General features: G+C 64.1%; 19 protein-coding genes. 9 read left to right on the top strand and 10 right to left on the bottom strand.

Annotated elements, in window-relative coordinates:
* A partial coding sequence (locus RUW20_RS17690) for an HDOD domain-containing protein (RefSeq protein WP_313953544.1) occupies positions 1 to 820 on the bottom strand: 820 nt, incomplete at its 3' end.
* The gene (locus tag RUW20_RS17685; RefSeq protein WP_313953543.1) at positions 810 to 2123 is read right to left on the bottom strand and encodes a putative bifunctional diguanylate cyclase/phosphodiesterase; all 1314 of its coding nucleotides are present in this window, start codon (positions 2121 to 2123) and stop codon (positions 810 to 812) included. The genes RUW20_RS17690 and RUW20_RS17685, both read right to left, overlap by 11 nt.
* Before the next feature lie 141 nt (positions 2124 to 2264).
* Between RUW20_RS17685 and RUW20_RS17680 the strand changes: the two genes are divergently transcribed.
* Positions 2265 to 3272 (top strand): AraC family transcriptional regulator, encoded by a 1008-nt coding sequence (locus tag RUW20_RS17680; protein WP_313953542.1) that lies wholly within the window; start codon positions 2265 to 2267, stop codon positions 3270 to 3272.
* Between the two features lie 67 nt (positions 3273 to 3339).
* Here the strand turns inward: RUW20_RS17680 and RUW20_RS17675 are convergent, their stop codons facing one another.
* The 5 genes from RUW20_RS17675 to RUW20_RS17655 all read right to left on the bottom strand — a co-directional run bounded on the left by RUW20_RS17675 (position 3340) and on the right by RUW20_RS17655 (position 13682).
* Positions 3340 to 5355 carry a fused MFS/spermidine synthase gene (locus RUW20_RS17675; RefSeq protein ID WP_313953541.1) on the bottom strand — a complete coding sequence of 672 codons (2016 nt, stop codon included), beginning with the start codon at positions 5353 to 5355 and terminating at the stop codon, positions 3340 to 3342.
* A 122-nt stretch (positions 5356 to 5477) separates the two neighbouring features.
* Positions 5478 to 7115, bottom strand: a complete 1638-nt coding sequence (locus RUW20_RS17670; protein WP_313953540.1) for a mechanosensitive ion channel domain-containing protein — start codon at positions 7113 to 7115, stop codon at positions 5478 to 5480.
* Between the two features lie 248 nt (positions 7116 to 7363).
* The gene (gene tldD, locus RUW20_RS17665; RefSeq protein WP_313953539.1) at positions 7364 to 8815 is read right to left on the bottom strand and encodes a metalloprotease TldD; all 1452 of its coding nucleotides are present in this window, start codon (positions 8813 to 8815) and stop codon (positions 7364 to 7366) included.
* A gap of 42 nt (positions 8816 to 8857) precedes the next feature.
* Entirely contained in the window at positions 8858 to 9703 is an 846-nt protein-coding gene (locus tag RUW20_RS17660; RefSeq protein WP_313953538.1) for a carbon-nitrogen hydrolase family protein, read from the bottom strand.
* A complete protein-coding gene (locus tag RUW20_RS17655) occupies positions 9687 to 13682 on the bottom strand; it encodes a YhdP family protein (RefSeq protein WP_313953537.1) in 3996 nt (1331 codons plus the stop codon). The genes RUW20_RS17660 and RUW20_RS17655 overlap by 17 nt, the downstream gene beginning before the upstream one ends.
* Before the next feature lie 310 nt (positions 13683 to 13992).
* Between RUW20_RS17655 and glnE the strand changes: the two genes are divergently transcribed.
* From glnE to RUW20_RS17620, 7 genes are all read left to right on the top strand, one after another.
* Positions 13993 to 16731: a bifunctional [glutamate--ammonia ligase]-adenylyl-L-tyrosine phosphorylase/[glutamate--ammonia-ligase] adenylyltransferase gene (gene glnE, locus RUW20_RS17650; RefSeq protein ID WP_313953536.1), complete on the top strand. Its 2739-nt coding sequence runs from the start codon at positions 13993 to 13995 to the stop codon at positions 16729 to 16731.
* A gap of 75 nt (positions 16732 to 16806) precedes the next feature.
* Positions 16807 to 17172: a translation initiation factor Sui1 gene (locus RUW20_RS17645; RefSeq protein ID WP_313953535.1), complete on the top strand. Its 366-nt coding sequence runs from the start codon at positions 16807 to 16809 to the stop codon at positions 17170 to 17172.
* A gap of 124 nt (positions 17173 to 17296) precedes the next feature.
* Positions 17297 to 17530, top strand: coding sequence for a hypothetical protein (locus RUW20_RS17640; RefSeq protein ID WP_313953534.1), 234 nt, complete (start codon positions 17297 to 17299; stop codon positions 17528 to 17530).
* A 286-nt stretch (positions 17531 to 17816) separates the two neighbouring features.
* Positions 17817 to 19244, top strand: coding sequence for a DEAD/DEAH box helicase (locus RUW20_RS17635; RefSeq protein WP_313953533.1), 1428 nt, complete (start codon positions 17817 to 17819; stop codon positions 19242 to 19244).
* A 52-nt stretch (positions 19245 to 19296) separates the two neighbouring features.
* Positions 19297 to 19560 carry an RNA-binding protein gene (locus RUW20_RS17630; protein ID WP_313953532.1) on the top strand — a complete coding sequence of 88 codons (264 nt, stop codon included), beginning with the start codon at positions 19297 to 19299 and terminating at the stop codon, positions 19558 to 19560.
* Between the two features lie 62 nt (positions 19561 to 19622).
* Positions 19623 to 20048: a YchJ family protein gene (locus tag RUW20_RS17625; RefSeq protein ID WP_313953531.1), complete on the top strand. Its 426-nt coding sequence runs from the start codon at positions 19623 to 19625 to the stop codon at positions 20046 to 20048.
* Positions 20045 to 20869, top strand: a complete 825-nt coding sequence (locus RUW20_RS17620; protein ID WP_313953530.1) for a pseudouridine synthase — start codon at positions 20045 to 20047, stop codon at positions 20867 to 20869. The genes RUW20_RS17625 and RUW20_RS17620 overlap by 4 nt, the downstream gene beginning before the upstream one ends.
* A gap of 48 nt (positions 20870 to 20917) precedes the next feature.
* Here the strand turns inward: RUW20_RS17620 and RUW20_RS17615 are convergent, their stop codons facing one another.
* Entirely contained in the window at positions 20918 to 21868 is a 951-nt protein-coding gene (locus RUW20_RS17615; protein ID WP_409559385.1) for a CapA family protein, read from the bottom strand.
* A 23-nt stretch (positions 21869 to 21891) separates the two neighbouring features.
* Positions 21892 to 22323 (bottom strand): hypothetical protein, encoded by a 432-nt coding sequence (locus RUW20_RS17610; RefSeq protein WP_313953529.1) that lies wholly within the window; start codon positions 22321 to 22323, stop codon positions 21892 to 21894.
* 377 nt (positions 22324 to 22700) lie between these two features.
* On the opposite strand from RUW20_RS17610, the gene RUW20_RS17605 reads away from it, so the two are divergent.
* On the top strand, positions 22701 to 23078 hold the full coding sequence (locus tag RUW20_RS17605; RefSeq protein ID WP_313953528.1) for an OmpA family protein: 378 nt from the start codon (positions 22701 to 22703) through the stop codon (positions 23076 to 23078).
* 134 nt (positions 23079 to 23212) lie between these two features.
* Here the strand turns inward: RUW20_RS17605 and RUW20_RS17600 are convergent.
* The coding region (locus RUW20_RS17600; RefSeq protein WP_313953527.1) for an acetyl-CoA hydrolase/transferase C-terminal domain-containing protein at positions 23213 to 23608 on the bottom strand (396 nt) is incomplete at its 5' end.

Genomic DNA, 23608 nt, shown 5'->3' with positions numbered 1-23608 from the left:
CTTCGTCGAGGCCGAGTAGGCGCAGGCAGGAGGGGCCAAGCTTCTTCCATTCCTCGGTGTGGCTGGCGCCGGTGACCTGCTGCAGGATATGTTCGGCGATCTGGCTGATGGCTACCAGGGAGCGGCTGGCGGCAGGCAGCCCGGAGTCGAAATGGTCGATGGCGTCGCGGTCGTGATGGCTGCGGATGGCCAGGCAGATTTCTTCCGGCAGCCACCAGTTTTGCGCCATCAGGCAACCGACCAGGCTGTGGTTGGTCGGCAGCGCCTCGCCTTCGATGTCGGTGAAGGCGCGTTCAGCCTCGTCGTTGGCGCGACTGAGGGTACTCATGTAATCGGGAAAGCGGCGCAACAGAATGACGATGCCGCAGTCCCTGAACAGGCCGTAGGTGTAGGCATCGTCAGCACGCAGCCCTGAAGTTCTGATGCTCTGGGCCAGCCAGCCGGAGAGTGCCGCGATCTGGGCTGATGCCTGCCAGAAGCGCTCGTAGTGCGCAGAACCCGGGAATGCCTGGCGCAGACTGATGGCGGCGATGGCCCGACTGGTGGTGTCGAGGCCGAGCATGAGCAGGGCTTCCTGGACTGAACGGCAACGGCGGCCACCGCCAAAATAGGGTGAGTTGACGGTCTTGATCAAGGCGGCGGCGAGGCTGACATCGGCGCTGATTTGCTGGCCGATGTACCTGAAATTGGGTTGCTCCTGGCCCATTTCGTGGCAAATTCGATCGATGATGGCCGGCCGTGGCGGGATGTCGATGTCGCGGATCGTCCGCTCCAGCACGGCATCGAGCGGGTGATGCCTACCTTGGCTGTTATTGCCCACGAAGCGCCCTCTCCTGCAACCAGTCCAGCATCGCGTCCTCGGACATCGGGCGCGCATGGAAATAACCTTGCACCGCGTCGACGGCAGCACTCTCGACCGCGGCCTGTTGCGCGGCCGTCTCGACGCCCTCGGCGATCACCGTCATGCCCAGCTCGCGTCCCAGCAAGGCCATGGCCTTGACCACGGCGTAGGCACGCCGGTCGTCGGGCAGGACGCGAATGAAGGAGCGGTCGAGTTTGAGTTTGGTGGCCGGCAGATCCTTGAGGTTGGCGAGGCAGGAATAGCCATTGCCGAAATCGTCGATGGCCATCCCCACACCCGCTGCCCGGACGCTGCGCAGGTTGGCCTGCACGGTTTCGGAATAATCGAGGAACAATGACTCGGTAAACTCCAGTTCGATGAGCGCCGGTGCGACGTTGGCGTAAATCAACGCTGCATGCAGTGTCGGCGCGAAGCTCGGCGAGGTAAGCTGGGCGCGCGAAACGTTGATCGCCACCTTGGTTGCGACGCCCTGGTCACGCAGGCGTGCAGCAAATTGCGCCCCCTGCAACAGGCTCCATTCGCCCAGGCGGACGATCAGCCCGGTTTTCTCGGCAACCGGTATGAATCTGCCAGGCATCAGCCGTTGTCCTGGCAGGTTGCAGCGCATCAAGGCCTCGACCGCTTCGATGCGGCCGTCCAGGCCGACCAGTGGCTGATACTCGAGCGCCAGACCACCGATTTCCAGGGCCTTGTGCAGATCGGCTTCGATCGCCAGTTCGTTGCGTGCGAGCTGGACGCCCAGGCGACCGGCGAGCGCTTCATCGCCGGAAATCATCAGTTGGTGTCCGCCGCGACGCTTGGCTTCCACCATTGCCCGGTCGGCCCGTTCAAGCAGGCTCAGCGGGTCTTCGCCGGTTTCGTGCAAGGCGATGCCCATGCTCACCGATGGGCGCATCAGCAGATTGTCGATGGGCAGGGGACGTTCGATTTCGGCGAGCAGCGCATAGCCGATCTCGGTCGCCGCGTGACGGTCGATCGAAGGGATCAGGGCGACGAATTCGTCACTGCCCATGCGCAGCAGAGCACAATCGGTCGGCAAGGCCAGCCGCAGGCGCTTCGCCACCTGCGCGATGACGAGGTCGCCACCGGCATGGCCGAAGCATTCGTTGATTTGCCGGAAGCGGTCGATATCCAGCCACAGTATCGCCAGCGAGCTTCCCCGCGCATCCGCCTCGGCGACGGCCCGGGTGGCTGCGCGCAGGCCGCCGATCCGGGTCAGAAAACCGGTGCTGGGGTCGAGGTCGTGACGATGGCGATGCATGGCTGTCTGGCGATTGATTCGGGTGCGCTGATTTGAGTGACTAAAGCGTAAGCATTGCCGCCCTGTGCTCCTTGACCAAACGCGCCATTCGTTTCACCATTTGCGCCAATCTGCCATCAATTTCGTTTCTGCTTGCCATCAATGACCACAGAAAGTTCGCTCGCCAGCTCGTGGCTGATTATTTTTCGCCTGTTCGAAGTCCACGGTGTCGACGCTCAACGCTGGCTGCGCGAGCTGGGTGTGGACCCGGAGCTTGCCCGGCAGCCCGGCGCGCGCCTGCCCAGCGGGCTGGCAGATGTGGTCATCACCCGCGCCGCCGGCCTGATCGCGAACCCCGCTTTCGGGCTGACTGCGGGCGAGTGTTGGCATCCCTCCAGCCTCGGCGTGCTGGGCTACGCCTGGTTATCGAGCAGCACGTTGCACCAGGGTCTGCAGCGCGTCGAACGCTATTCGCGCGTTATCGGTGACCGTTGGCGTTGCCATTGTGTCGCCGGGCCAAGCGGGCTACGTTTTTTCTGTGACCACGGGCGTAGCGACACGGTCGTCGGACACGTCATGGCGGACTACATTCTGTCGATCATCCTCGCCATGTGTCGCAGCAATTTTCAACGAAAGCTCAACCCGGCCAGGGTTTTCCTGCGCCGACCCTTGCCCGCCGACCCCAGCCCCTATCATGATTTCTTCGCTTGTGACCTGCACTTCGGGGCGGAGGAGGATGCGCTGGTGCTCAGCACCGAGGACGCCGATGCGCTGTTGCCGACTGCCAACCGCGAACTGGCGGCAACCTTCGACGCGATTCTTGCCGAACAACTGGCCCGGCGCCGCGAAGAGGATCTCGTTTCCCGATGCCAGGTCTTCCTGCTCAAGCAACTGACTTCGGGCGAGCCCAGCGTCGGCGACCTGGTCAAAACACTCGGCGTGAGTCGGCGTACCTTGCAGCGCAAACTCCGGGAAATGGGCACCAGCTACCAGCAGCTTCTCGAAGAAACGCGCTATGAGCTGGCCAGACACTATCTGCACGATTCGGTCAAGAGCGTGACGGAAATTACCTTCCTGCTCGGTTTCTCCGAACAAGGGGCGTTCACCCGTGCCTTCAAGCGCTGGAGCGGCACGCCGCCGAGCGACTATCGCCTGCGCGCCAACGCCTGAAGTGTGGCGACGCCGGGGCGATAGTTGGCTCGCCGCGAGGGCCTGCTGATCGATTGCCGCCAGGCGCTCACTGCAGAACGCTGAGCAAGTTGGAGAAGCTGTCGGTCCACACCGTGAAGCCGGGCCGGGGCGTCAACGTTTCGCTCGCTTTCATTGCCTTGGGTAGGGTCGCTGCGCGCTCGGGGGACATCAGTAACGCCCACACCGAATGGCGACAAAAGCGATCGTCGTCGGCCGGCTCGAGGTCGAAGAGCAGGGCGGTCATACCCAGTTGCGCCGCCGCCGCGGCGACCACCGGTCGCAGATCGAGGTAGCGGTTGGTGATGTGCACCGCCAGCAGGCCATCGCTTTTCATGTGGCGCAGGTAGGCCTGCATCGCTTCCAGGGTCAACAGGTGGGTCGGGATCGAATCACCAGAAAAAGCGTCGATCGCCAACAGGTCGAAGTTCTGGGGTGGCTCGCGTTCGAGCATCAGGCGGCCGTCGCCGAGCACCGGGACGATGGTCGCGGCGCTGTCGGCGAGGTAGCTGAACTCGCTACGCGCCAGGTCGACGACCTGGTCATTTATTTCGTACATCCGCATTTCGTCACCTTGGCGGCCGTAGGTGGCCAGGGTACCGGCGCCGAGCCCGAGAATGCCGATCTTCAGTGGCTTTTCGCCAGCGAGGCTGCGCAGCGCCTGGCCAATCCCAGAGTGCTGGCAATAGTAGGCGGTCGGTTGCCGACGGTACTCGGGCGAGAGGAACTGTTCGCCGTGATTGACCCGGCCGTGGAACATCTTGCGTTTGACACCGAGGTCGTCGTCGGTGACGTCGGCGATTCGTAGCTGGCCATAGAAGTTGCGCTGCACCAGCCGGTAGTCCTCGACGTAACCGACCGCGATGCCGCCGAGGCGGTAGCCATAGGCCAGCAGCGCCAGCAGCAGAAGCCCACGCCAACGCGGCTGAAGCTCGCGCCAGAGGACGACGATCACCAGCGCAGCACACAGGAACAGGCCGATCGGCAGTTCGAAATAGGCGTTGAAAATCGCCGGCGCCACCAGCCCGACGAAGGTTCCGCCAAGCGCACCACCGATCGAGAGCATCAGGTAGAACAGGGTGAGGTGGCGAACCGGTGGCCGGCGCCTGACCAGCTCGCCGTGACAGACCATGCAGAAGACGAACAAGGAGAACGACATCAGGGCGACGAGGACCGGAACATCCATGCTGCTGCCATCGAGCACCCGGTCGAGGGCGAAAAAGGCAAGCGGCAGCGCCACCAGGAAGCCCGGCCGGTAGTAATAGCGCGGGGCGTCGAAACAGAGGATGAAACTCAGCAGGTAGATACTCAGGGGCAACACCCACAGGAAGGGCACCGGCGCGACATCCTGCGTCAGGTGGCGGGTCATGGCCAGCAGCAGCAGCGAGGCGGTCATCGCCAGGCCGATCCATAGCAGGCACTCGCGCAAGGGCGGCCGTGGCGTTGGCTCGGCGCTGGCTGGTACCCGTTCGCGCTCGGTCGACACCCCTTGCCACGACAGCCGGGCGCTGGCCAGACAGGCGACGACGAAGAGGACGTAAGCGGCGGACCAGGCCATGGCTTGATCGTGCAGTTCGAAGTAGGGTTCGACCAGCACCGGATAGCTCAGCAGCGCAATCATCGACGCCAGGTTCGACAGGGCATAGAGGCGATACGGCATCAGGCTGTTGAAAGTGCGGGCATACCATGCCTGCATCAAAGGCCCGGTGGTCGATAGCAGCAGATAGGGCATGCCGACCGCCGCCGCCAGCACGACGAGCACGTTCCAGGTCGGGTTTTCGAATGCTGCATCCTTCCACGCCGGATCGGCGATCACCGGCAGTGTCGCCGCGCTCAAGATCAGCAAGATGCAATGCACCACATTCTGGCGTCGCGGCGAAAGCAATTCGTGCAGCAGATGGACGTAGAGGTAACCGAGCAGGAGTTCGGCCTGGAAGAAGACCAGGCAGGTACTCCACACCGACGACGAGCCACCGAACCAGGGCAGGATCATCTTGGCGATGATCGGCTGGATCTGGAAAAGCAGAAAAGCCGACAGAAAGACGGTGGTGGCAAAGCTGATCATCAGGATTTTCTATCGGAATACGGTTGGTTACAGGGTCGGGCGTGCCGGTGCAGGCATTGGTGACGGCCGGTGGCGCTGCGTACTTGCTACGCGTGCGTTTCTTTGCTGGAATTTTTCGGCTATCAGCCCTTGTTGTTGGTGGAATCCGGCGTGGCGGGTGCGGTATGCCAGTTTTCGCGTGGAACGACCAGATTGTTGGCTGGCTGCGCGTTGAAGTGCGGCGACATGATCTGGACGCCGTGGGTATTGAACTGATCCTGGATGTTGGCGTGCAAGGCGGAGAGGACCGGGATCCGATCGAGCGGCCTGTCCATGTGTGCGAACAACTCGTATTCGACGTACCAATCGGCCAGCCCCTTCTGATAGACAAAGGGCGTTGGAACAGGCCGCAAACCGGGCGTATGCTGTGCCGCGGCGATCAGCATGGCATGCACCTGCCGCCACGGCGTGTCGTAGCCGATCGTCACCTTGGTCGAGACCAGCGTGCCGCGCTCGCCGGAGAGCCGGGAGAAGTTGCGGATCGGGTTGCCGACCAGCACGGCATTGGGAATGGTGATCTCTTCGTTGCGCATGTTGATGAGTTTGGTCGACAGCACGCCGACCTGGCTGACGACGCCGGTGTTGTCGCCGATCTCGACGAAGTCCCCCACCGACAGCGCGCGCGCATAGACCAGCACCAGGCCACTCATCAACTGGTTGACGATGCCTGCCGAACCGAGCGTGAACATGAAGCCGAGCATCACCGACAAGCCCTTGAAGGCGTCACTGTTGGACATCGGAATGAAAGGATAGGCAACGGCGATGCCCAGCCCCCAGACGATGACCGTCACCAGTCGATGGGTGGCGCTGACGGTGTCGGCGTGCAGGCCGGGAGCATGCACCCGGCCGGCCTTGGCCGCCTGGAAGAAATTGCCGATGGCGTCGTTGACCGCCTTGGTGATGAACAGGATGACCACCACCGTGGTCAACGACGGGATGGCGCCGATGAAACTGGTGCTGATGTCTTCGAGAAGGTCGAGGAGGAAATCGCCGAGCCGTTCGCCGAGCGGCTCGGTGAGCGGAAAGCGTGCCAGAACATAGGTCAGCCACAGATAGGCGACGCTCAACCACAGGAAGCCCATGAACAGCTGCGATACGCGCTGCACCAGCAACCAACCGTGTCGCGCCCAGCGCAGCTTGTTACCGGCATCTTCTTTTTCGATCCGCCGTTGCAGGCGGCCGACCAGCAGACGCGCCGCGCGACTGATCAGCCAGAGCAGTGCAAAAGCCATCACTGTGGCCACCGCGGCGAGACCCAGTCCCTTGAGCAGGACGTCCGGACGACGCTGCTCGGCATCCGCCTGCAGTGCGTCGGCCACCTTCGCACGCGCGCGCTCGGCAGCCTCCTCCAGGGTGAGTTTTTCCTGCGGATCCAGGTCACCGTCCACCAGGGCGAAGAGAATCCTGTCGCCGGACTTGACGACAATGCCGCGACCGCCGTCGAAGTTGAAAGGAGACATTTCGACCGGCTGCAGCATCTCCCTTGGTGTCAGCGCGTTGATCCGCTCCTGCATCTTGCGTACACGGGCCGCCGGCGGCGCGCCGAGGAAGGTTGCACGAAAGGTGGCGATCGGCCGGAAGTTATGTTCCAGTACGGCCTCACCCCCTGGCACCTGCTCCATTGACGATGCCGCCGCCGTTTCGGCAAGCAGCAGGCAGCTGGCCAGCAAGAAGAATGACAGCGCCGCAACAAGCTTCGCGAAGGCACGGGCAGAGGTCATGGGGCATTCCATTCAGCAACGGGGGGAGGCTGCGATTATACGACCGGCAGGCTCTGTTATGACAAGGGAAATCCCGCCTGTCGGGTCATCCGGGCGGGCGCTGGTGGCCCGCCCCTGACAACCGCTTACCGTGAAAGTCGCCTTCGCGACTCACGAATCTCCCTTCTCCCCCGCGCGGGAGAAGGGTCGGGGATGAGGGAAACGGACATGACTTTCATTATCCGGGGTGTCCGGACAGTTCATGACCGTTAGGCCGTGCCGCCGACGGTCAGCCCGTCGATGCGCAGGGTCGGCTGGCCGACGCCGACCGGCACGCTCTGCCCTTCCTTGCCGCAGGTGCCGACACCCGGATCGAGACACATGTCGTTGCCGATCATCGACACCTGGTTCATCGCCTCCGGGCCGCTGCCGATCAGCGTTGCGCCCTTGACCGGGGCGCCGATCCTGCCGTTCTCGATGAGGTAGGCCTCGGACATCGAGAAGACGAATTTGCCGTTGGTAATGTCGACCTGGCCGCCGCCGAAATTGACCGCGTAAATCCCCTTCTTGACCGACCTGATGATTTCCTCGGCGCTCTTGTCACCGTTGAGCATGGTGGTGTTGGTCATCCGTGGCAGTGGCAGGTGGGCGAAGGACTCGCGACGCCCGTTGCCGGTCGGCGCGACGCCGCTCAGGCGGGCGTTGAGGCTGTCCTGCATGTAACCCATGAGGATGCCATCCTCGATCAGCACCGTACGCTGCGTCGGATTGCCCTCGTCGTCGACGTTCAGCGAACCGCGGCGGTCAGGGAGCGTGCCATCGTCGACGACAGTGACGCCCTTCGACGCCACCCGGGTCCCGATACGGCCAGCGAAGGTCGAGGTGCCCTTGCGGTTGAAATCGCCTTCGAGGCCATGACCTACCGCCTCGTGCAGCAAAATGCCGGGCCAGCCAGGTCCCAGGACGACGCTCATGGTGCCGGCCGGCGCCGGACGGGCGACGAGATTGGTCACCGCCTGATGCACGGCTTCGCGCGCGTAGCCGTGCAGCACGTCGTCGGTAAAACAGCTGTAGTCGGTCCTTCCCCCCCCGCCCGCCGACCCTTGTTCGCGCTGTCCGCGTTGTTCGACGATGACCGTCAGCGAAACGCGTACCAACGGCCGGATGTCTGCGGCCAGGCGGCCATCGCTGCCGGCCACCAGGATCACCTCGTATTCCCCGGCAAGGTGCGCCATTACCTGGGTGACGCGCTTGTCCTCGGCACGGGCCAGCGCCTCGAGCCGTTCGAGCAGCTTGACCTTGCTGGCCGCGTCGAGCGAGGCCAGCGGATCGTGTGGTACGTACAGGGTGTGCTGGCCGCTGCTCTTTTTCAGCGCCGGCACCCGCTGCTGTTTGCCGGCAGCGGCAATTGCCCGTACCGCCGTCGCCGCATCGCCGAGCGCCTGCTCGCTGATATCGTCCGAATAGGCAAAGGCCGTCTTTTCGCCCGACACGGCGCGTACCCCGACACCTTCGTCGATGTTGAAGCTGCCCGCCTTGACGATTCCCTCCTCGAGGCTCCAGCCTTCCGAACGGCTGTACTGGAAGTAGAGGTCGGCGTAATCGACCTCGTGCGTCATGATCTTGCCGAAGACCCGTGTCAGGTCGGCAATGTCGAGGCCATAGGGGGTGAGCAGGGTTTTCTGCGCCTGCACGAGCAGCGTTGGTTGTCTGGCGTTCATGGGCTTTCCGTTAATGCTGCGGTTGGCGTGTTGCGCTGTTGACTACATCACGCGGTGTTTGAGCGCCGGCAGGTTGGCGCGGACCGAAGCGAGGCGTTCCTGTTCGAGGTTGCCGACGACGATCCCCGGTCCCTTCGCCTTGCGGTCGAGGATCTCGCCCCAGGGGTCGATCAGCATGCTGTTGCCGTGCGTCTCACGACCATTCTCGTGGCGGCCACCCTGGGCGACCGCCAGCACATAGCATTGGTTTTCGATGGCCCGCGCACGCAAGAGAATTTCCCAGTGTGCCCGCCCGGTGGTCTCGGTGAAGGCGGCCGGAACCACCAGTAGTTCTGTGACCCCAAGCGCTCGATAAAGCTCCGGAAATCTGAGGTCGTAGCAGATTGACAGGCCGACCCGGCCGAAGGGGGTGGTGAAGGTGACCGCTTGGCTACCCGCCTGGATGGTCGCGCTTTCGTCGTAGGATTCGGCCCCCTGCCGGAAACCGAACAGGTGGATCTTGTCGTAGCGCGCCACGCGCTCGCCTTGCGGATTGTACGCGATGCTCGAATTGAGCACCTTGCCCGGGCTGTCGGCCCACAGTGGCAGCGAGCCGCCGATCAGCCAGATGCCGTGCTCGCGGGCGCTGGCGGCGAGGAACTCCTGGATCGGTCCGTGGCCATCGTGCTCGCGTACCGCGACCTTGTCGCCATCGCTCATGCCCATGATCGCGAAGTACTCGGGCAAGGCGACCAGTTCGGCGCCCTGCGCCACCGCCTCGCCGATCCGCTGCGCGGCGATATGCAGGTTCTCGTCGACACGCGGTGTCGACACCATCTGCACCGCCGCGACGCGCAGGGTGGAGGCGTTGTGCGCGTCGCGCACCGGTTCACTACTGACTGGATTCATTGCTCGCTCCGTTCGGCTTGGGGAGAATGGGCTCTGCTCCCGGCAGGGACACTGCCGGATCAGAGACCCCGGAAACTCTGTCGACCTTGGGCTCGTCCCATTTGCCGGTAATCAGATACTCGAAACTGAACATCTTGTTCAGCGGATTCTGCAGCACCTTGTGCGCCAGCAAGGTGGCAAGACCGGCGAGCGGGTTGATCACCGCAACGCCCAGCGCTGCGCTGCCACCCAGTTCCGGTTGCACGTTGACATTGAGCCGTTGCGTTTCATTCTTCAGATCGACTTGGCCGCGCATCACGACGCGTGCTCCCGGGCCATCGATCTGCAGACGGTCGGTGCGCATCAAGCCATTCTCGACGGTCATTTTGCCGTTGATGCTGTCGAAAGCGAAACCTTCCCTGAAGACATCGCCGAAATCAAGGGTGAAACGGCGTGGCAAGCCTTGCAGGCTGATCAGACCGAGCAGCTTGCCGGCAGCGCCGGGGTCGAGCTTGAGAAACTGTCCGTTGCTTGCCGACAGTTGCATGTCGCCACTCAGCGTGGCGTAGTCCAAGCCCTCCGGCGGTCCAGTCCAGCCGATCTTTCCCTTCATGCCGGCTTTGCCAGCGCGCACCGTACCGGCGTAGCCGAGCCGGTCGAGAAGTTTGCCGACATCGCTGCTATCCAGCGTGAAATCGAGCTGGGTACGGTTGCCGTTGGCGATCTGCCACTGCCCGGTAGCGGACAGCTTGCCGGAAGGGTTGAGCAGTTCAACCTTTTCGAGCCGCCAGATGCCGCCCTTGTTATAAGCCTGCGCTTCGAGCCGTCCGAAGCGGCGGACGCCGACGACGAAATTGTCGACCACGATGTCGAGAGCCGGCAGCTCCTGCAGGGCATCCCCCGGCTCTCTGGGCTCGGCGACCCGGTCGTGCTTCCCCGGCAACTGCCACTCCTTCAGGCGTGCGGTCAGTTTGCCGGCACCGGTGCCATCCCACAGGAGTGCCCCGCTGGCCTCGCGTGACTGTAGGTTCGCCCGCCACAGCGGCGGGTCCTGGCCCGAAACAGCGAGAGTGACGTCGCTGTAGCGCCAACCGGAGAGCACCACTTCGCCGGCCTTGAGGTCGACTGACAGGGGCACCCGGGGACCGGAAACGTAACCCTCTTTCTTGCTGGTGCCCAAGGCATTGCGCCAATAGTCGACATCGAGCAGCCTGGCGGTGATGCCGACGTCGATACCGCTTTCCGGCAAGGGCTTGAGGGGTCGACCGATGGCCATCACCGCGCGTTCGATTACCTTCCCGTCTCCCTGTTTGCGCCGGATCAGTTGCATGCTCATCACGTTGCCGAGCGAGGCGCGCAAATGCTCGCGCTCGGCCAGTTGAAGTTCGTTCAGCGCTGGCGCCAGCGATGCTGGCACGGCGCTGCTGTCGAAGTGCAATGGCATCGCTGCGCTGGTGCTCTTGGCGAAGGGTGCAGGCAGGTTGAACGCGATACCAACCAGATCCGAGTCCACCACCAGTTCGACTTTGCGCTTGCTAACGCCGATCACGGCGCGATAGGCGGTGCTTCCGGAGACGCTGTCAAGCATCGGTAGCGTTACATTTCGCCGCAGATCGTCGACCGCCAGGCTGCCGTCGACCTTGACCTGCACCTTGCCGTCTTCCGCGCCGCCCTTGATCTTGATCGGACCGCCGAAAAGCGTTGCCTTGATCTCCGGCACGCGCAGGTCTTTCGCGGAGAACTGCAGGCGACCCGTGACCTGTCGCAGCGGGGGGAGCGCCGGATCGACAGTCACTTCGTTGGCCAGAAAATTATAGTTGCCGTCGATCTTCGAGTCGCCGAGTCGCGCTTCTTCAAGCGGGATCACCAGCCCGATGTCGAGATGCCCCTTGCCCTTGGCACTCATCGCGTCGGTGAAGTGATCGATCCGTGCCGCCACCGGGCTTTGGGTGATGAACTTCAGGAATTCCGAAGTCTCGCCTTCGACGCGTCCATCGACTTTCAGCGTGGATACGGGCGCGTCGAAATCAGGGATCTCGGCACGAGTCTTCGACAAGCGGGCGCCGAGAATCGAGCCACGCTTCGCGTCGACCACCATGCCCACTCCCTCGAAGCGCAGGTCGGCATCGAGGTTGGTGATCGCCGGCCAGCCGGTCCCGTAGTCGACCGTCACGTCGTTCGCCTTGACGGTCACCAGGAACTGGCCTTGTTGGCGGTCGACGAAGGGGAAATTCGCCAGGTCACCCTTGAGGACCAGCCTGGCCTCGCTGGCTGCCCCCGTCTTCAGTGCATCGCGCACCCAATGACGGGCGTCGGTATTGATCGCGGCTGGCAGATAGCGCCAGACGGCACGGGCGTCGGCGCGCGTCAGGGTGGCAACCAGGTCGATGCGGCCCGGCCCCTCGCCGGTGGAGCGAAAGCTTCCCCGCGCCAAGCCGGCAGCGTCAGGCCCGGCAAACTCGGCGCGCGATAGCTCGGCGTCGAGCACGCCCTTGTTCATCTTCCATTTCGCGTGTGCGGTCAAGGTGTCGAACGCAATCGACGACTCTGGTAGAACCTCGGGCAGATCGATGTTCACCTTTTGCGAACGCAGGTCCACGCTGCCGCCGTTCTGGCTGGCATCGAGCACCCCGGACAGTCCCGAGACGCCCGGGAAGGAAGCCCTTGCCTTCAGCGCCAGTTGGTCAAAATCTCCTTTCAGAGAATAGGTCTGCAAGGCTTCGGCATCGCCGACCCAGGCCGCGCGCAGTTGGCTGATGCGGCCACGTGGCGCGAAGTCGATGAGCAACTTTCGCGTTCCTGCGTCCAGTGGCAGGTAGCCAGCCAGGCTGGCCAGCGCACCGAGGTCGAGTACGCTGGCGGTCGCACTGCCACGTACCGGATCGCTGGCGGATTGGCGCTGCCAATCAAGTTGGAAATCGGTCGGTTCGAGGCGGATGTGCGTCGGCGAAGCGGCGCTCTGGCCTTCTGGCAAAGCCGTTGCCAGTTCGACGCGCTGCCCCTGGACGCTGATCCTCGCCGCCGAGAAGCGCGTCGCGACCCGTCCTGACATGCGCTGTAGCTCAAGCGCCGGCAGATCCCTGGCCAGGCGCAGATTGACGTCGTCGAGTGCGAAATCTGCGGTCAGATCCTGCAGGCCGCCGTCGGCAAAGCCGGCCCAGGCGCGCACGGCGCCCCGGCCATACGGCAAGGCGATCGGATAATCGATCCAGGTGCGCCAGACGGCCAGGTCGGCGTAGTCGATTTGTGCGAATGCCTGCCCGCTCCAGGAGTCAAGGTTCTCGAAGTTCCGGCCGCGAAAATCACCGCGCAGATCGATCTTTGCCGCCAGTTCTGCCGGTGGCAGAGCAGTCAGGCCGAAGCGATGGTTGCGCCCATCGTTGTCGAGGCCGAAGTTCACGTCCTCGAGAATCAGCGGTGGCGCGTTGCGCTTGGCGTCTTCCCAGATCAGGGTCGCGCCTTTGATCCGGATCTGTTTCTGGGCCAGCACCCAATCGCCGAAATCACTATTGCCGCCCTCCAGATCAACCGCAATTCCCGCGACATGGAAGCGCCCGTCGCTATCACGGCGCAGCTGCAGCGTCGGTTCGTCGATCTGCAGCAAGCGCAGCCGAAGCCCGAGGCGCGGAATCGACCACCATGAGAGGATGCCGTGCACGCGCGTGAAAGCCAGCGCTGGCTGACCTTGGGTGTCGGCGATGACCACCTCCGAGAGGATCAGATCGGGATTGATCCCGTCCCACCTGGCTTCGATCTGCCCGATACTGACCGATAAGCCCATCAGCTCGCTGACGTGGTGCTCGATTTGCGGTCGGTAGTCCTCTATCGCGGGCAAGACGACGTAGCGCAGCACCAGGATCAGCAGTACGAAAGCGAAGTAGAGCAGCCAGAAGCCGCGCACCAGCAGCCGCCAGATCACACCCGCGGCAGGATGCGCGAGTGCCGGTAGGAGAAAATGGAAGCGATGGTAGAGCGCTGGGCGCAGTTCCTCCGGGCGCATCAGATCTGGCCACCGTCTGGAGACTTTTGCCAAGAGTCGGTCAGCGTCACTAGAATGTCGGGACTGCTGGACGATTGCAGGTGCAGGTCGCCGGGGCGGTTTTCCCGGTAGAGAGGTCGGCTGGGGGGCCGGCGAGGCGCGAGGCGGCAGCGCTGGGTTTCATGCGGCTTCCAGGAGGGAACATGAGCGGTCAGGTCGGCGGCGGACAGCTGCCCGATCTTGACTTGAAGTGCGCATTGTAACGGCTTTGCCGCCAGTCATCAGTGCCAGCGACCGGGCATCAGGCCAAGGTCACAGAAGCGAGACAATAATGGATCCCACCGTCAGTATGGCCAACCCGGCAGCTCTCGAATCACCGTGGCAGATGGCCCAGACGCATAGCCATTATCTGCGCAATCTGCTCGTCGCCCGTCCGGAGATCGGCGACTGGCTCAGCGGACATCTGCTGCAGTCACTCAGCGCGGAGCTGATGGGCGACTTTCTGGCGGGCGAATCGACGACTACCGACGATGAACTGAAACGCGCCCTGCGCCGTCTTCGCCAGCGGGTGATGAGTGCCCTGATCGTGCGCGACCTCGGCGGCGTGGCGACGCTGGGCGAAGTCGTCGAAAGCATGACACTGCTCGCCGAGGTCACCACCAACTTCGCCCTCGATTTCTTCCATCGGCAACTGAGCGAGCAGTTCGGCGAACCGCTGGACAGCCAGGGGCAGCCGCAACGTCTGTTGGTCATCGGCATGGGCAAACTCGGTGGGCGCGAGCTCAACGTTTCGTCCGATGTCGACTACATCTTCCTTTACCCCGAGGATGGGCAGACCGCTGGCGGTGGCCGCCCGCTCGACAACTACGACTTCTTCCGACGCCTCGGCAAGCGGCTGATCGGCGCCCTCGGCGAAGCCACGGAAGATGGCCTGGTTTTCCGCGTTGACATGCGCTTGCGGCCAAATGGCGACTCGGGCGCGCTGGTCGGTTCGCTCGATTCGCTGGAGCACTACCTGATTGCACAAGGCCGTGAATGGGAGCGCTACGCCTGGATCAAGGCCAGGGTTCTCAACCAGGGCATCAACCTGCAGCCGAAATGGGTCAGTGCGCTGCAGGACATCTGCCGACCTTTCGTCTTCCGCAAGTATCTCGACTTCGGGGCGATCAACGCGATGCGTGAGCTGCACGCACAAATCCGTCGCGAGGTGGCGCGCAAGGAAATGGCCGAGCACATCAAACTGGGCCCGGGTGGGATTCGCGAGATCGAGTTCATCGCGCAGGTCTTCCAGCTGATTCGTGGCGGCCGTGAACCGGCGCTGCAAACCCGGCCGACGCTGGCGGTGCTGGCCCTGCTCGCCGAGCGTCGCCTGCTGTCGGCCGACAATGAGCGCGAACTGGCCACTGCCTACGAGTTTCTGCGCCGTCTCGAACACCGCCTGCAGTACGTCAACGACGCCCAGACGCATCGCTTGCCGACCACTGACGACGATCGTCTGCGGATTGCCGAGTCGATGGGTTTTTCTGGCTGGTCCGCTTTTCTAGCGGTTCTCGACGGGCACCGGGCGATCGTTTCCCGCAGTTTCGAAGAGGTGTTCGCGGAGCCCGAAGAAGGCTCCCACCCGCTGCTCGCCATCTGGGACGAAACTGCAGCCGGCGACGATTCCCTCGAGCGTCTGACTACCCTCGGCTTTCGTCAGCCGAAGGCGATGATCGAACGCCTGCACAGTTTGCGGCAAAGCAGCCGCTACCAGCAACTCCCTGCCAGCAGCCGTGAGCGCCTCGATGCCCTCGGGCCGCGCCTGATCGAGGCCGTCGCGGCAACCAGCGCGCCCGACGCCACCTGGCAACGGGGCCTCGATTTTCTCGAAACAATCAGCCGGCGCGGTGCCTATCTGGCGCTGCTGCAGCAGTATCCGCAGGCGCTCACCCACCTCGCCGAAGTGATCGGCAGCTCGTCATGGGCGGCAGATTACCTGAACCGCCACCCGATCCTGCTCGACGAATTGCTGGACCCGACGATCTTCGACGTCACCACCGATTGGCAGGAGTTTCATGCCAACCTGCAGGCGCGCCTGGCGCAACACCTCGACGATACCGAGCGTGAGATGGACATCCTGCGCGAAACGCATCACGCCCAGGTCTTTCACTTCCTGGCGCAGGATATCGCCGGACTGCATACCGTCGAACATCTTGCAGACCGGCTTAGCCAGCTCGCCGACATCATGGTGCAGACGACGATGGATCTGTGCTGGCGGCGCTTGCGTGATCGTCACCCGCATCCTGACCGGCCGCCGCGCTTCGCGGTGATCGCCTACGGCAAGCTCGGTGGCAAGGAGCTGGGTTTCGCCTCGGATCTGGATCTGGTCTACCTGCACGATGATCCGGAGGACGGTGTCGGCGAGCTCTACGCCCGCCTGGGGCAGCGGATGAGCACCTGGATGTCGAGTCGTACCTCGGCCGGCATGCTCTTCGAAGTCGACCTGCGCTTGCGCCCGAACGGCGATTCGGGAATGCTCGTGTCGCCGATCACTGCCTTTCGCGACTATCAGTTGCAGAACGCCTGGGCCTGGGAACACCAGGCGCTGACGCGCGCCCGCTTTTGCGCCGGCGACCCGGCGGTCGGCAAGCAGTTCGAGGCGCTGCGTATCGAAGTCCTGCGGCAGCTGCGCGACCTGACCAAGCTCAGGGAAGACGTGCTGTCGATGCGCAAGCGCATGTTCGACGAGCACGGCTCGCGCAGCGAAGAAGACTTCGATATCAAACACGACCGCGGTGGCCTGATCGATGTCGAATTCATCGTCCAGTACCTGATCCTCGGTCATGCGCACAAGCATGAGCGGCTGTGCGGCAACCTGGGCAATATCGCCCTGCTCGGAATCGCCGCCGAACTCGGACTGGTCCCGGCCGCACTGGCCGAGCCTGCTCGCGATGCCTACCGCGAGCTGCGCCGCATGCAGCACGTCCTGCGGCTCAATGCCGGCGCTCGGGCGCGGGTCGAGCGCGCTTCGGTTAGCCGCCTGATCGCTGCCGTCACCGCGCTGTGGCAGGCGGTATTCGAAACACCCTGAGCGCCGCGGCGATCGGCGATCGGCGATCAGCGATCAGCCGGCAGTGGCACGATCAACAGCGAGGAGAGGTTCGCGATGCGTAAATCCGGGGCCGGTGGGCTCGTCTATTCGACCGACAGCGGGCGTATGTGCCCAGCGTGCCGCCAGCCGGTGGCTCTTTGCTCCTGCACCGCGACGCCTGTCGCAGCGCTTCGCCAGAGCGACGGCATCGTGCGTGTCAGCCGCGAGAGCAAGGGCCGCGGCGGCAAGACGGTGACGGTGATCCGTGACCTGGCAGTCAACGCCATCGAGCTCGCCAGGCTCGGCAAACGCCTGAAGACCGTCTGCGGATCGGGTGGTACGGTCAAGGATGGCGTCATCGAAGTGCAGGGCGACCATTGTGAGCGAGTGGTAGAGTGCCTGAAAGAGGATGGTTTCACGGTCAAGCGGGCGGGTGGGTGAGTCCTGCAGGTCGCTTCAGCGCAGCGTACGCGACCTCGTCGCCCTCGCCGCTGATCAACTGGAGGGCCTCGGCGGCAGATCGCCGCTGGCCATTCTTTCTCACCCGAATGTGAAGGAGCTGGAGATGGATGCAGAGTGGGTCCTCGCGACCCTGACCGATGCCATGGAAGCCCTCGAAGAGGCCGTCGCCGAGCTGGAGGCAGATCCGGAAGCGATCGAGGAACTGCTGCCGCAAATGATGCCGGCGATCTACGCCAAGCTCAACTACGCGTGGAACAGTCGCGAGTTGGGCGCAGCGGCGCTCGAACAGCTTGATCATGACGAGTTGATCGCCTTTCCGAAAGACCTGCCGAGGTGATTGCCGCGGATGCCTGAGCCGCCAATTCGCGCCGATCGCTGCTGGCCGCAAGGCAAAGCCAGCCAGCCGACGGCGCAGCGCTTTTTCGTCGCGCCGCGTCAAACCGTGTATAGTGCGGACCAGAACTGAGCCGCGTTTCATCCGGTCGGCAGCTTGGTCCTCTCGCGGTTGTTCCCCCCCTCGGCACCTGCCGAGCGCCCCGAAGCATCCCATCCCCAAAGTCCCAAGCGCCTGAACCGGCTCTGTTGGCCTGACGCCGCAGCAGGTTGTTCACCGGAGATTCTCCTTGACCCAATTGTTTTCCGCGCTCGGCCTGTCGGCCGAGCTCACCCGTGTTGTCGCCGAACAGGGCTACACCGAGCCGACGCCAGTACAGGCGCAGGCCATTCCGCTCATTCTCGAAGGACGCGATGTCCTTGCCGGCGCGCAGACCGGCACCGGCAAGACCGCCGGCTTCACCCTGCCGCTGCTGCAGCGCCTGGCCACCATGCCGGCCCGCGCTGCCGCCAATGCCCAGCCGCGCCAACGCGTGCGGGCCCTGATCCTGACCCCGACGCGCGAACTCGCGGCGCAAATCGAGGAGAGCGTGCGCACCTACGGCAAGTACATGGCGCTGAAGTCGACGCTGATCTATGGCGGCGTCAACATCAACCCGCAGATCGACGCCTTGCGCCGCGGCGTTGATATCCTGGTGGCGACACCGGGCCGCTTGCTCGATCACCTGCAGCAAAAAACGCTGGAACTGTCCAACATCGAGATCCTGGTGCTCGACGAAGCCGATCGCATGCTCGACATGGGCTTCATCCGCGATATCCGCCGCATCCTCGCGCTGCTGCCGGCGAAGCGCCAGAACCTGCTCTTCTCGGCGACCTTCTCCGAGGAGATTCGCAAACTCGCCGACGGGCTGCTGCACAATCCGGCGATGGTCGAAGTCGCGCGCCGCAACGCCGAATCCGAACTGGTCGCGCAGCGTGTCCACCCGGTCGATAGCTGGTGCAAGCGCGACCTGCTGGTGCACCTGGTGTCGTCCGGCGACTGGAAACAGGTCTTGGTGTTCACGCGCATGAAAAGTGGCGCCAACCGCCTCTCGGAGTATCTGTGCAAGGCCGGCATCGAGGCCACCGCGATCCACGGCAACAAGAGCCAGCCGGCACGCACCCGCGCCCTGGCCGGCTTCAAGGACGGCACCGTACGCGTGCTGGTGGCCACCGACATCGCCGCACGCGGCCTGGACATCGAGGAGCTACCGCACGTGGTGAACTTCGAACTGCCGAATGTTCCTGAAGATTACGTCCATCGCATCGGTCGCACCGGCCGTGCGGGAAGTAGCGGCGAGGCACTGTCGCTGGTCTCGGCCGATGAGCGGCCGCTGCTGGCTGCGATCGAGAAGCTGCTCACGCGGCGGATCGATAGCCAGATCGTCGAGGGATTCGAACCCGGTAAAACACCTCCGCCGGCGACTGCGGCAACACCGGCCGCGCCACGCGGCACCCATGACGGCAACCGCCGCGGCGGCGGCCCCGGCAGGGACGGCCGGGCACGCAGCCAGGGCAAGGCGACGACAACGCCGCCGACGCGACCGGGTACCGCTTCCCCGGCGCGAGCAAACCCGGCGCCGCAGCAGAACCCGCCGCGCGGACCGCAACGCCCGCGCGCCGACGGTGGCGTGGCCGCAGCGGCCTTGTTCCGCAGCCCGGCGCGGCGCGGCGGCTGAGTGCGATTAGCGCTCACTTTGATTCTTCGCAACGTCTCATCAGGAGTCTGTAATGAATATTTTCGTGGGCAATCTCGCAGGTGAGACGACCGAGATGGAACTCACCGACCTGTTCCGGGCCTTTGGCCAGGTAAAATCGGTACAGGTGATGCGCGAGTTGTTCAGCGGCGCCTCCAAGGGTTTCGGCTTCGTGGAGATGCCGGGCAAGGCCCATTCTCTGGCTGCGATTTCTGCCCTTGACGGCAAGGATCTGCACGGCATGCCACTGCGGGTGAACGAAGCGATGGGCCGGGCGGTTGGCGGCAGGCATCGCTAGACGCGCATTCCGGTAGGCTCGGCACCCCGCCGCAAGGCGCGCAGGCTTCTGGATTTCCGCTAATGAAACACGCATTGGCCAGCCCTTGCCCCTGCGGCAGCCAGCTTGCCTACGTCGCCTGCTGCGGCCCGTATCACGAGGGCGTTGCGGCGCCCGGCTCGGCTGCGGCGTTGATGCGCTCGCGCTACAGCGCCTACGTGGTGGGCATTGAAGCGTACCTGTTGGCAACCTGGCACGTTTCGACCCGCCCGGCACAGATTGACGTCGATGCTGCGCCCGCTCCCAAGTGGCTTGGTCTGGAAGTGCGGCGTCATGTCGCCACCGCTCCCGATAGCGCTACGGTCGAGTTCGTCGCGCGCTACCGTGTCGCTGGTCGTGCCCATCGCCTGCACGAGATCAGCCGCTTTGTGCGCGAAGCCGGTCGCTGGGTTTACGTTGACGGCGAGTTTCCGGTGGCTGGTGGCGATCCGCCTGCCGGCCGCCGATGAGTGAAAGTGGCGGCACCCTGCCAATCCTCTTTCAGGACGAGCACCTGGTCGCCATCCACAAGCCAGCCGGCCTGCTGGTGCATCGGACCGTCCTCGACCGGCGTGAGCGGCGTTTCGCGCTACAGATGCTGCGCGAACAGATCGGCCAGCGTGTGTATGCGGTGCATCGCCTCGACAAGGGTACTTCCGGTGTGTTGCTGTTCGCCCTGAGCAGCGAGGTCGGGCGCACGCTGGGCACGATGTTCGAAGAGCGGCAGGTCGGCAAGAGCTATGCCGCGGTGGTGCGTGGCTACCCGTCGGTCAGCGGTGAGATCGACCACCCGCTACGCCGGGTTTTCGACAAGGTCGAAAAACCTCGTGCCGCGGTACCCGCCGCCCCGGCCCAGGACGCCTGGACCCGCTATCGGCGTCTGGCCACCATCGAACTTCCGCATTGCGTTGACCGCTATCCGACCAGCCGCTACGCGCTGCTCGAACTTGAACCCTTGACCGGACGCCGCCACCAGCTGCGCCGCCATCTCAAGCACATCGCCCATCCGGTGATCGGCGATGCGACTTACGGCAAGGGCCGTCACAATCGCCTGTTTCAGAGCTTGTTCGCCTGTGACCGTCTGCTGCTGGCGTGCACCGAGCTGCGCTTGCCGCATCCGATGACGGGCGTGCCGCTGACGCTGAGAGCGCCACTGGCCAGCGACTTCTGTCGTTTGCTGGCGCGTCTGGAGTGGACGGGTGCGGTTCCACCGCAATGGTTGGCGGGCGACAGGGAGCGCGCTTCTGGCGAAGTGGCTGGTCCTGGCCACGCCGTCGACCTGAGTGCCTGAACGGCAGCGGATGGCACGGCGCAGTGCTTGTCGCCGACCATCCGAAACTCAGGGGTTGACACACTCCTGGATGGTCGCCTCACCGGATTTGCCACAGGGTGTCAGGACACCAGGTTGCGGCTGTGGGCTGCCGTCCTGGTCCATTCGGGCGGCCCGCGTCTCCCAGGCAACGACGCCATCCTTGTCCAGGGTCAGGCGCAGGAGCCAGCCGGTACGTTCGGCGGGTGCCTCAAAGCCGTCGAAGACGAAGTTCCCCAGGCTGTAGACGATCAGCTTGCCACGGTAGTATTCGGCCCCCTGGGTGACGTGTGGATGGCCGCCGATGACCAGGTCGGCACCGGCGTCGATCATCGTTCGCGCCAGTTGCCGCTGGCGCTCGCTTGGCTGCCCTTCGCGCTCCCAGCCCCAGTGCATGAAGGGAATCACCAGGTCGGCGCCGGCCGCCCGGGCAGCGCGGATGTCCGCAACCACCTGGCTGTCCTCGCTCCAGGCGACTCCCGGCCATTGTGCACCGGCTTCGAAGGAGCGTGGCTTGAACTCGTTGTAGCCGAGCATGGCGATGCGCAGACCGCGACGATCTATCCACAACGGGCGATGAGCCTCGTGCAAATTTCGTCCGCCGCCGAAGGCAGCGATGCCCTGACCGGCAAGATGGTCGAGGGTTTCCAGAAAAGCGGCCTGGCCGTAGTCGCCGGAATGATTGTTGGCCACCGCCAGCGCATCGAAGCGCCCTTTGAGCAGCGGCAGCACCCGGGGGGAGGCGCGGAAGCTGTAGATCTTGCTATCCAGCGGCCGCCCTTGTGTGGCCACCGGACATTCGAGGTTGCCGATGGTGTAGTCGGCGTCCTGCAACAGCGGGGCGAAGGCGGCCAGGGGGTCGCCACCACGGCTGATCAGGCGACCCGGTCCGTCGTCGAGCATGATGTCGCCGACGACTACCAGGCGCACCGTGTCGGCGCCGGCGGGGCCGCTCAGAGCCAGGGCCAGCGCGAGGATCAGGAAACCTGAGCGGCGTCCGCCGCTCACGGCCTCGCCTCGACCGGGGGAGACAACTCGCACCAGTACTGCAGTTCGCCATCCCGCAGCGGCTCATAGATGTGGTTGAGACCGGTGAAGCCGTAGGGTGAGTGATCTGCGGCAGGCGGTGGGTAGGGATGGGTTGCCTGATGGATCGGCGCCGGCCCATTGTCTCGGGCAGCGAGGACGTAAACCTTGATCGTTGCCAGGCCGACGGGTTCCTTCTGAAAAACGATACGGAAGAGGAAATAGGAGCCGATCTCCAGCACCCGGACGCCATAGGGAGAGGAAACCGGCCGGGCCTCGACGAGCCGCTTTTCACCCCCATAGGTGACATGGCAGGCGACGCTCTCGGCCGCGACTGCCGGTGCCGGGAGCGCCAGTAGTGGGGCGAAGAGGAGGGTGGCAGCGAGCAGACGCGGGCGACAGTCAAGCATGGAAGAAAGCAGTGGGTGGCAAGGAGGCCGGCGGCTAGTATCCGGAGGAGTCGGCGGAAGGTCAAGGCGATGATGCACGAACTGACGCGCACCAGGATAGAGGCAGCAACGCGATGCTGGTGGCAGCCCTGCGAGAGTGTGCACTCGTTCGTCAAACACCCTGCCGACAGCAATCATGGTTAAACTGACAGGCTTCGCCGCGCGAAGCTGTGGCCCCTCCTGCTGGTGCATTTTCAATGCCGTCTTTTCCTTATCTGCGTTATTGCGTCTTCGCCTGCACGCTTGTGCTAAGCGCTTGCGGGACACTCGACGGATCCGTTGCGTCGGGTCCATCCGGGACGGCGGGCTCGAAACCGCCAGCAAAGGAGGCTGCGCCGGTGACGCGAGCGGTACCGGGCACGCCTTTCGCCGATGACGAGGCGAGACGCACCGTCTATTTCGGTTTCGGCGAGACGACCATCGATGCCGCGGGTCTTGAAGTCCTGCGCCAGAACGCCCAGCGACTGAAAGAAGACCCACGACTGGTGCTGACCCTGGTCGGCCATACGGACAATCTGGGAAGCGCCGCCTATAACCTCGCCGTCGCCGACAAGCGCACCGAAGCGGTGAGCGAGAAGTTGCGTTCGCTTGGTGTGCCAAGAAACCAGCTTCGGCGTCTGCCGCGTGGCAGCGAGCAAAGCAGCAAGGATCCGTGCGACAGCGAAGCCTGTCGGCAGGCCATGCGGAAAGTCGAACTGGTCTACGAGAAGCGCTGAGTTTCCGGTTCCGAAGCGTTGACGGACGCGATTACGCCGCCGACAACTGCCGGAAGCGGCACGAAGGATCGCCGCTGCGAGACAAGCGCCCCGCTGCGCTACCCTGGGTTGCGTGATGTTGCTCGCGGCAGCCTCTACATCAGTTTCATTTTACGTGCCGCTTCGCTGAGTTCACCACGAAAATCGGGGTGGGCAATGCCGATCAGCGCCTGTGCCCTCTGTTTGGCGCTCTTGCCACGCAACTGGGCGAGGCCGTACTCGGTGACCACGTAGTTGACGTCGTTCTTGCTGGTGGTGACATGCGCACCGGTGGTCAGCGTCGGGACGATCCGCGAGATGGTGTCGCCCTTGGCTGTTGCCGGCAGGACGATGAACGACTTGCCATCGCGTGAGCGGTTGGCAGCGCGAACGAAGTCGACCTGCCCGCCAGTGCCCGAGTACGACTGCGGACCAAAGCTCTCGGAACAGCACTGGCCGATCAGATCGACCTGCAGCGTCGCGTTGATGGTCACCAGCTTGTCGTTGCGCGC

The organism is Accumulibacter sp. (assembly GCF_032229525.1).
GTDB lineage: Bacteria > Pseudomonadota > Gammaproteobacteria > Burkholderiales > Rhodocyclaceae > Accumulibacter.
Note: the sequence above shows the minus strand (reverse complement) of the source record. Positions and strands in the feature narration are given on the sequence as shown.

Bases quoted from the DNA above. Each gene is read 5' to 3' on its own strand.
- RUW20_RS17685 (WP_313953543.1), bottom strand. From the start codon at position 2,123: ATGCATCGCCATCGTCACGACCTCGACCCCAGCACCGGTTTTCTGACC.
- RUW20_RS17680 (WP_313953542.1), top strand. From the start codon at position 2,265: ATGACCACAGAAAGTTCGCTCGCCAGCTCGTGGCTGATTATTTTTCGC.
- RUW20_RS17675 (WP_313953541.1), bottom strand. From the start codon at position 5,355: ATGATCAGCTTTGCCACCACCGTCTTTCTGTCGGCTTTTCTGCTTTTC.
- RUW20_RS17670 (WP_313953540.1), bottom strand. From the start codon at position 7,115: ATGACCTCTGCCCGTGCCTTCGCGAAGCTTGTTGCGGCGCTGTCATTC.
- tldD (WP_313953539.1), bottom strand. From the start codon at position 8,815: ATGAACGCCAGACAACCAACGCTGCTCGTGCAGGCGCAGAAAACCCTG.
- RUW20_RS17660 (WP_313953538.1), bottom strand. From the start codon at position 9,703: ATGAATCCAGTCAGTAGTGAACCGGTGCGCGACGCGCACAACGCCTCC.
- RUW20_RS17655 (WP_313953537.1), bottom strand. From the start codon at position 13,682: ATGCGCCCGGAGGAACTGCGCCCAGCGCTCTACCATCGCTTCCATTTT.
- glnE (WP_313953536.1), top strand. From the start codon at position 13,993: ATGGATCCCACCGTCAGTATGGCCAACCCGGCAGCTCTCGAATCACCG.
- RUW20_RS17645 (WP_313953535.1), top strand. From the start codon at position 16,807: ATGCGTAAATCCGGGGCCGGTGGGCTCGTCTATTCGACCGACAGCGGG.
- RUW20_RS17640 (WP_313953534.1), top strand. From the start codon at position 17,297: ATGGATGCAGAGTGGGTCCTCGCGACCCTGACCGATGCCATGGAAGCC.
- RUW20_RS17630 (WP_313953532.1), top strand. From the start codon at position 19,297: ATGAATATTTTCGTGGGCAATCTCGCAGGTGAGACGACCGAGATGGAA.
- RUW20_RS17625 (WP_313953531.1), top strand. From the start codon at position 19,623: ATGAAACACGCATTGGCCAGCCCTTGCCCCTGCGGCAGCCAGCTTGCC.
- RUW20_RS17620 (WP_313953530.1), top strand. From the start codon at position 20,045: ATGAGTGAAAGTGGCGGCACCCTGCCAATCCTCTTTCAGGACGAGCAC.
- RUW20_RS17610 (WP_313953529.1), bottom strand. From the start codon at position 22,323: ATGCTTGACTGTCGCCCGCGTCTGCTCGCTGCCACCCTCCTCTTCGCC.